The sequence below is a fragment of the Streptomyces sp. NPDC087270 genome, assembly GCF_044744625.1.
Classification (GTDB): Bacteria; Actinomycetota; Actinomycetes; order Streptomycetales; family Streptomycetaceae; genus Actinacidiphila.
Window position 1 is genome coordinate 65,715 of record NZ_JBIUYR010000025.1, and the last position, 9,253, is coordinate 74,967.

The window sequence follows — 9,253 nt, forward strand, 5'->3', positions numbered from 1 at the left end:
CGCGCCCACCCATCGGCGAACACCCTGTGAGCGTATCGGCCGCAGAGCGCGGCCGTCCCCCGCTCACCCCCGACCTGTGGATAACTATTTCGGCCGGCCCGGTTCCCCGGCGCGACCCGGCGTCCGTGCACCGTCCGCGCACCGTCCGTGCTTCGCCCGCGCCTCGCCCGCGCCTTCGCCCGCGGACGCCGGGGCGGGGGACCGTTCGCGGCACCCGGTCGGTGCCCGTGCCGCGCGGGGTCCCGCCGGCACAGCGTCGTCCCGTATCTTTTCCGGCAGACCCCGACCCCGCTTCCGCTGGAGGACGACGATGGACAGGGCCGAGGCCGTCATCCCGGCGCAGGAGGCCGACGCCGACGCCGGCGCCGATGCCGTGGCGGGCGCGGGCGCGGCGAAGGCCGCCGGCGGGGCCGGCGGCACCGGGCTGCGGCTGCGCAGGTTCGGCGCCGGCGCGGACCCCTACGTGCTCGCGGTCGTCTTCTTCGCCGCCTACACCGCGCTGTCGGTGACCCGCTACCGGCAGTTGCTCACGATGTCCTGGGACCTGGGCATCTTCGAGCAGGCGATCAAGTCCTACGCCCACCTGCACGCGCCGGTCGCGGACCTCAAGGGCCCGGGGTTCAACATCCTCGGCGACCACTTCAGCCCGATCACCGCGCTGATCGCGCCCTTCTACCGGGTCTTCCCGACCCCGGTGACGCTGCTGGTCGCCCAGGCGCTGCTGTTCGCGGTGTCGGTGATCCCGGTGACCCGGGTCGCCGGGCTGCTGCTCGGGCGGGGCCGCGGGCTCGCGATCGGGGTGGCCTACGCACTGTCGTGGGGCGTGCAGAAGGCCGTCCAGTTCGACTTCCACGAGATCGCGTTCGCGATGCCGCTGCTGGCCTTCTCCCTGGAGGCGGTGCTGCGCAAGCGCTGGGCGGCGGCGATGTGGTGGGCGGTGCCGCTGGTCTTCGTCAAGGAGGACATGGGTGTCACGGCCGCCGCGATCGGTGTGATCGTGTGGTGGCGCACCCGGGAGGAGCGGGGCGCCGAGGCGGTGGACGCGGCGCGCGCCGACACGGACCACGGTACGGACACCGGCACCGCGCCGGGCGAGCCCGCCGCGGAGTCCGGCACCGGTCCCGCCACCGCCGGCCCCGGTTCCGCCACCGACCCCGGCACCGAGGGCGACGGCCGCACCGGGCACGGCGCCCACGGGGGGCGGCTGTCCGACGCCCTGCGCTTCGGCCCCTGGGCGATCGGCCTGGCCGGATTCGGGGTCGCCATGTCCGCGCTCGCCTTCGCCGTGATCATCCCGGCGTTCAACAAGACCGGCGGGTACGACTACTGGAACAAGCTGAACGGCAACGGCGCCCCGATGCCCGGGCACATCCCGTTCGACACCGCGGCCCACACCCTGCTGTGGATTCTGCTGCCCACCACCGGGCTGCTCGCCCTGCGCTCCCCGCTGATCCTCGCCGCGCTGCCCACCATCGGCTGGCGGTTCGTCTCGCACGACGACCACTACTGGGGCACCGACTGGCACTACAGCGCGGTGCTGATGCCGGTGGTCATGCTCGCCCTCGTGGACGCCGCCGTGACCTCCCGGCGCAGCCCGCGCCCCTGGCTGCGCTCCTACGCCTCCGGGCTGCCCGCGGCCGCGGCCGGCGCCGCCCTGGCGCTGACCTTGACCCTCCCCCTGGCATCGCTCAGCCACTCGGCCACCTACAAGGTCGACGCCCGCACCAAGGCGATCGAGCACACCCTCGACGAGATCCCCGACGGCGCCACCGTGGAGGCGAACGTCGGCCCGATCAGCCACCTGGTGCACCGCACCACCGTGTACTGGGTCGGCGACACCCAGGGCGTCACCCCGCAGTACATCGCGATCGACAACACATCCGGCTGGGCCGGCGACCCGGTGACGTACGCCAAGCAGCTGCACCCGGCCGCCACCTACAGCATGGTCGCCGACAACCAGGGATATGTGGTGCTCCACCTCACATCGGGCGGCCGGTAGGGCGAGCCGGTGGAACGGGCCGGTGCCACGCCGAGGCGCCCGCCGTACCGCGGGCGCCTCGTGCAGCCGGGCACCCGGCTGCCCCGCGCCTAGTTGTCGAGCACCGTGGTCAGGAACTGCGCGGTCCACTGGAGCAGTTCGCGGCCCACCACCGGCTTCCCGCCGATCCGGGCGGTCGCCGGGCGCGGCACCAGCACCTGCTTCGTGGCGTGCCTGATCACCGAGCGCGGGTAGATCCGGCCGAGCCGCAGCTCCTGGGACTCGCGCAACTCGACCGGCCCGAAGCGGACGTTGCCGCCCTGGAGCGTGATGTCGCCGACGCCGACCTTGCGGGCCAGTATCCGCAACGCGGCCACCAGCAGCAGGTTCTCCACCGGCTCGGGCAGCTTGCCGTAGCGGTCGGTCAGCTCCTCGCGCACCGCGGCGATGTCCTCCTCGCTGTTCGCGGCGGCGATCGACCGGTACGCCTGGAGCCGCAGCCGCTCGCCGGGCGCGTAGTCGTGCGGGACGTGCGCGTCGACCGGCAGCTCGATCTTCACGTCCAGCAGCTCCTCCTCCGGCTCGCCGCCGCTCTCCAGCGCGTTGCGGTAGTCCGCGACGGCCTCGCCGACCATCCGCACGTACAGGTCGAAGCCGACCCCCGCGATGTGCCCGGACTGCTCGCCGCCGAGCAGGTTGCCCGCGCCGCGGATCTCCAGGTCCTTCATCGCGACGTACATGCCCGCGCCCATCTCGGTGTGCTGGGCGATGGTGGCCAGCCGCTCGTGCGCGGTCTCGGTGAGCGGCTTCTCCGGCGGGTACAGGAAGTACGCGTAGCCGCGCTCGCGGGAGCGGCCCACCCGGCCGCGCAACTGGTGGAGCTGGGAGAGCCCGAAGGTGTCGCCGCGCTCGACGATGAGGGTGTTGGCGTTGGCGATGTCGATGCCGGACTCCACGATCGTGGTGGACACCAGCACGTCGAACCGCTTCTCCCAGAAGTCCACCACCACCTGTTCGAGCTGCGACTCCCCCATCTGCCCGTGCGCGGTGGCGATCCGCGCCTCCGGCACGATGGCGCGCAGCCGCGCCGCGGCCCGGTCGATGGACTCCACCCGGTTGTGGATGTAGAACACCTGGCCCTCGCGCAGCAGTTCGCGGCGGATGGCGGCGCCGATCTGCTTCTCCTCGTAGGGGCCGACGAACGTCAGCACCGGGTGGCGCTCCTCGGGCGGGGTGGTGATGGTGGACATCTCGCGGATGCCGGTGACCGCCATCTCCAGCGTGCGCGGGATCGGCGTCGCGGACATGGTGAGCACGTCGACGTTGGCGCGCAGCTTCTTGAGCTGCTCCTTGTGCTCGACGCCGAAGCGCTGCTCCTCGTCGACGATGACCAGGCCGAGGTCCTTGAACTTCGTCTCCGACGAGAAGAGCCGGTGGGTGCCGATCACCAGGTCGACGGAGCCCTCCCGCAGCCCCTCCAGGACCGCCTTCGCCTCGCTGTCGGTCTGGAACCTCGACAGCGCGCGGACGTTCACCGGGAACTGGGAGTACCGCTCGGCGAAGGTGCCCATGTGCTGCTGCACCAGCAGGGTGGTCGGCACCAGGACCGCCACCTGCTTGCCGTCCTGGACCGCCTTGAACGCGGCGCGCACCGCGATCTCGGTCTTGCCGTACCCGACGTCGCCGCAGATCAGCCGGTCCATCGGCACGGACTTCTCCATGTCCGACTTGACCTCGGCGATGGTGGTCAGCTGGTCGGGCGTCTCCGCGTACGGGAAGGCGTCCTCCAGCTCGCGCTGCCAGGGCGTGTCGGGGCCGAAGGTGTGGCCGGGCGCGGCCATCCGCGCGGAGTACAGCCGGATCAGGTCGGCGGCGATCTCCTTGACCGCCTTCTTCGCGCGCGCCTTGGTCTTGGTCCAGTCCGCGCCGCCGAGCCGGTGCAGCGAGGGGGCCTCGCCGCCCACGTACTTGGTGACCTGTTCGAGCTGGTCGGTGGGGACGAAGAGCCGGTCGCCGGGCTGGCCGCGCTTGGCCGGGGCGTACTCCACCACGAGGTACTCGCGGGTGGCGCCCTGGACGGTGCGCTGCACCATCTCCACGTAGCGGCCGACGCCGTGCTGCTCGTGCACGATGTAGTCGCCGCCGGTGAGGGTGAGCGGGTCGATGGTCTTGCGGCGCCGCGACGGCATCCGGCCCATGTCCTTGGCCGTGGAGCGCTGCCCGGACAGGTCGGTCTCGGTGAGCACCGCGAGCTTCAGCGCGGCGTCCACGAAGCCGTGCTCCAGCGAGCCGGTCGCCACGTGCACCACGGAGGGCGCCAGCATGGCCGGGTCGGTCAGCTCCGGGTCCAGCCGGGCCGCGATGCCCTCGCCGCCCAGCACCTCCACCAGCCGCGCCGCCGGGCCGTGGCCCTCGGTGACGTAGAGCGTGCGCCAGCCCTCGGCGAGCCAGCCCTTGGTGTCGGCGAGCGCGCGGGCGGTGTCGCCGCGGTACAGCTCGGGGGCGTGCATGCCCAGCCGCAGGGTGTCGCCGAACTCCAGCTCGGGCCCGAGCGAGGGGCGCTCGTCGTACGGTCCGGCGGGCGCGGCGCCCTGCTCGTCGGCGGCGAACGGGCTCACCGACCACCACGGGGTGCCGAGGCGGCGGGCGTGCTCCCGGATGTCGGCGATGGACCACAGGGAGGCGGCGCCCAGGTCGATCGGCGCGGCGCCCCCGCCCGCCGAGGCCGCCCAGGACGCCTCCAGGAACTCCCGGGAGGTCGCCACCAGGTCCGCGGCCCGGGTGCGGACCCGTTCCGGATCGCAGACCACCGCCATCGAACCGGCCGGCAGCACGTCGAGCAGCAGCTCCATGTCGTCGACCAGCACCGGGGCCAGCGACTCCATGCCCTCGACCGCGATGCCCTCGGCGATCTTGCCCAGCAGCTCGTCCAGCTCGGGGTGCTCGGCCGCCAGGGCCGCCGCCCGGGCCCTGACCTGCTCGGTCAGCAGCAGCTCGCGGCAGGGCGGCGCCCACAGGCCGTGCTCGGCGACTTCCAGGGAGCGCTGGTCGGCGACCTTGAAGTAGCGGATCTCCTCGACCTCGTCGCCCCAGAACTCCACCCGCAGCGGGTGCTCCTCGGTGGGCGGGAAGACGTCGAGGATGCCGCCGCGCACCGCGAACTCGCCGCGCTTCTCGACCAGCTCCACCCGGGCGTACGCGGCCGCCGCCAGTCCGTCGACCACGGCGTCCAGATCCGCGCTGCCACCGCTGCGCAAGGACACCGGCTCCAGGTCGCCGAGCCCCTTGACCTGCGGCTGGAGCACCGACCTGATCGGCGCGACCACCACCTGGACCGGGCCGGCCACCACGTCGTCGGCGTGCGGATGGGCCAGCCGGCGCAGCACCGCCAGCCGCCGGCCCACGGTGTCGCTGCGCGGGGACAGCCGCTCGTGCGGCAGCGTCTCCCACGACGGGTACTCCGCCACCGTGTCCGGCGGCAGCAGGGAGCGCAGCGCCGCGGCCAGGTCCTCGGCCTCGCGGCCGGTGGCGGTGACCGCGAGCACCGTACGGCGCGCGCGGGCGGCCAGCGCGGCGACCACCAGGGGGCGCGCGGCGGGCGGACCGACCAGGTCCACCTGCGGGCGGTTGCCCGCGGCGGCGGACTCGACCGCCTCGGCGAGAGCGGCGTCCTCGACGACGACGTCGACCAGACCGTTCAGACTCATCAGGGTTCCGTCCCGAAAGAAGAGGGCCCGAAGAAGAGGGCAGAGCAACGCGAAGCGCCCGACACGTCGCACGGGCCGGGGGTACCTCCAGCGTACGACGTACCGGTGACAGCCACCGCCGGACCGCTCCTGGCGCCTCCGCGTCCGGGGAGCGTGCTGCTACGTTGCCAGCTTCGGGCCCGGCACACCGGGCCCCGGAAACCGAGGATTGTGGGGAGGGGCCTTGAGAGAGGCAGATCAGGGGCGCCGCGGGGGGCCGCGCGGAGCGTGGACGGTGGCGGTGGCCGCCGTCGTCGCGGGCGCACTGTCCTGGACGGGTGTGGCGCAGGCCGCACCGGCCAGGAGCGGCGCGAGCGCCGCGGGCAGCACGGCGGTCAGCACAGCCGGCACCGCGCGCGACACGCTGCAGGGGGACTTCGCGAGCGCCGCGAAGGAGTTCCAGGTGCCCGAGGGCCTGCTCATGGCGGTGGCCTACCACCAGTCGCTGTGGGACACGCACGCCGGAGCACCCAGCACCACCGGCAACTACAACGTCATGGGCCTGACCCATGTGGACACCGCCGCCCTGCGGGCCGCGGGCACCGCGCCGGACACCGGCCAGCGCGGTGAGGGCGGCAGTGCCGCCCCGGCCGCGCCGCGCGCCACCGCCACACCGTCGGCGGCCGGCCCGACCGCCGCCTACCGCACGCTGGACGCGGCGGCCGCGCTGACCGGGACGTCGCAGGCGCGCCTGCGCAGCGACCCGCTGCAGAGCGTCCGGGGCGGCGCGGCGCTGCTCGCGCACTACGAGAAGCAGCTGGCCGGCTCCCTGCCGGCCGACCCGGGCGCCTGGTACGGCGCCGTGGCCCGCTTCAGCCAGTCCACCGACGCCCAGGGCGCCGGCCAGTACGCGGACCGCGTCTACACCACGCTGCGGACCGGGGCCTCGCGCACCACCGCCGACGGCCAACTGGTCACGCTCGCGGCCGAGCCGGCCGTGGCGCCCAGGACCTCGGCTCTGAAGGACCTCGGCCTGCCGTCGGCGACCGCGGAGGCCGCGCAGGAGACGAAGGCCGGCGCGGCCGGTACCGCCACCCCTGCCGCGAACCCGACGCCCGAGTGCCCGTCCGGCCTGACGTGCAACTACGTGCCGGCCGCCTACAAGCAGACCGACCCGAACGACAAGTCGAAGTACGGCAGTTACGACCTGGCGAACCGCCCGGCCGACGGCAACTCCATCAAGTACATCGTCATCCACGACACCGAGGGCAGCTACAGCAGCGCGCTGGGCATATTCCAGGACCCGACGAAGTACGCCACCCCGCACTACATCGTGCGCTCGTCCGACGGGCTGGTCACCCAGGTCGTGCAGACCAAGAACGTGGCCTGGCACGCCGGCAACTACTACATCAACGCGCACTCGATCGGCATCGAGCACGAGGGCATCGCGATCTCCGGCGCGTCCTGGTACAGCGAGTCGCTCTACGAGTCGTCGGCGGCGCTGGTGCGCTACCTGGCGAACCGGTTCGACGTGCCGCTCGACCGGCAGCACATCCTCGGCCACGACGATGTGCCCTCGCCGCAGACCGCCCAGCTCACCAGCATGCACTGGGACCCGGGCCCGTACTGGAACTGGTCGCACTACCTCGACCTGCTCGGCGCCACTCCCGGTGGCGGCGGCACCCCGGTGGTGGGCGGCGAGGTCACCATCGACCCGCCGTTCACCTCGGCGAACGAGCCGACGGTCACCGGCTGCAGTTCCAACCCGTGTGCCGCGCAGCCGACCAGCTTCGTCTACCTGCGCACCTCGCCGTCCTCGTCGGCCGCGCTGATCGGCGACTCGGTGATGGCGGCCAACAAGGTCGCCAACGGCACCACGCAGGCCGCCGACGTGACCGACAAGGCGGTCGCCGGGCAGTCGTTCGTCGTGGCCGGCGTCCAGGGCGACTGGACGGCGATCTGGTACGGCGGCCAGAAGGCGTGGTTCTACAACCCGGGCGGGCGGTTCGCGGTCGCGAACGGCAACACCGCGCGCCATGTGGTCACACCCGCCGGCAGCAGCGCGGTCCCGGTGTACGGCCGGGCCTACCCGGAGGCGTCCGCGTACCCGTCGGTGATCGCCGGGGTGGCGAGCGAGGACACCCAGATCGTGGCGCCGCTGGGCTACACGATCCCGGCCGGCCAGTCGTACGTCGCCGACGACCCGGTGAACGCCGACTACTACTACGCCAAGAACATCGACCAGAGCGCGCCGGGCGACCAGACGCGGGTGGTGGGCACGACCGTCTACTACCCGATCCGGTTCAACCACCGGCTCGGCTTCGTCAAGGCGAGCGACGTCACGGCGGGTTCGGCGGTGGTTCCGCCGGCCGGGACGTTCACCGCGGCGGGCCCGACCCGGATCATGGACACCCGCAACGGCACCGGCGTGACCAAGGGCGCGGTCGGCGCGGGCAAGACGATCAGCCTGCAGGTCGCGGGCAAGGGCGGGGTGCCCAGCAGCGGTGTGACCGGCTTGGTCATGAACGTCACCGCGGTCAGCCCGACCACCACCGGCCACGTCATCGTCTACCCCGACGGCACCACCCAGCCGAACACCTCCAGCCTCAACTTCCCCGCGGGCCGCACGATCGCGAACCTGGTCGTGGTGCCGGTGGTCAACGGCAAGGTGGACTTCTACAACTCGGCCGGCAGCGTCAACCTGCTCGCCGACGTCACCGGCTACTACACCTCGTCCAGCAGCGGGTCGCGGTTCGATCCGGTCGGCCCCGAGCGGCTGATGGACACGCGTGACGGCACCGGCGGGGTGACCGGTCCGGTGACGGCGGGGCAGACGGTCTCGCTCCAGGTCACCGGGGGCACCACCGGCATCCCCGACACCGGGGTGACGGCGGTGGTCATGAACGTCACCGCGGTCAGCCCGACCGCCACCGGCCACCTGATCGTCTACCCCGACGGCACCACCCAGCCGGACACCTCCAGCCTCAACTTCCCGGCGAAGACCACCATCCCGAACCTGGTGACGGTGCCGGTGGTCAACGGCAAGGTGGACTTCTACAACTCGGCCGGCAGCGTCAACCTGCTCGCCGACGTCACCGGCTACTACGCGGCGAGCGGTTCGCTCTTCCACTCCACCGGGCCGACCCGGCTGATGGACACCCGCAACGGCACCGGCGGCGTCAAGGGCGCGGTCGCCGGCGGCAAGACCGTCACCCTGCCGCTCACCGGCCACGGCGGCCTGCCCGCGAGCGGGGTGACGGCGGTGGTCATGAACGTCACCGCGGTCAGCCCGACCACCACCGGCCACGTCATCGTCTACCCCGACGGCACCACGCGGCCGAACACCTCCAGCCTCAACTTCCCGACCGGGCAGACCATCCCGAACCTGGTGGTGGTCCCGGTGGTCGACGGCAAGGTCGACTTCTACAACTCGGCCGGCAGCGTCAACCTGCTGGCGGACATCACCGGCTACTTCACGTCCTAGACGCCGGAACGCGCACGCCGCCCGCTGCGGGCGGCGTGCGCGGGGCACGTGACGCGGCGGGCCCCCGGGCGCCGCGTGGGGGGGGGCGGGGGGGCCCGGGGGCGT

At 73.0% G+C, this 9,253-nt stretch carries 3 protein-coding genes; 2 read left to right on the forward strand and 1 reads right to left on the reverse strand.

Annotated features, from left to right (window positions below):
* The first annotated feature begins 310 nt into the window (after positions 1-310).
* Positions 311-1,999 carry a DUF2079 domain-containing protein gene (locus tag ACIPAE_RS35590; RefSeq protein ID WP_402451032.1) on the forward strand — a complete coding sequence of 563 codons (1,689 nt, stop codon included), beginning with the start codon at positions 311-313 and terminating at the stop codon, positions 1,997-1,999.
* Between the two features lie 89 nt (positions 2,000-2,088).
* Here the strand turns inward: ACIPAE_RS35590 and mfd are convergent, their stop codons facing one another.
* Positions 2,089-5,685 carry a transcription-repair coupling factor gene (mfd, locus tag ACIPAE_RS35595; protein ID WP_329368599.1) on the reverse strand — a complete coding sequence of 1,199 codons (3,597 nt, stop codon included), beginning with the start codon at positions 5,683-5,685 and terminating at the stop codon, positions 2,089-2,091.
* A 223-nt stretch (positions 5,686-5,908) separates the two neighbouring features.
* Here mfd and ACIPAE_RS35600 point away from each other — a divergent pair, with 223 nt between their 5' ends.
* A complete protein-coding gene (locus ACIPAE_RS35600; RefSeq protein WP_402451033.1) occupies positions 5,909-9,148 on the forward strand; it encodes an N-acetylmuramoyl-L-alanine amidase in 3,240 nt (1,079 codons plus the stop codon).
* Positions 9,149-9,253 lie beyond the last annotated feature (105 nt).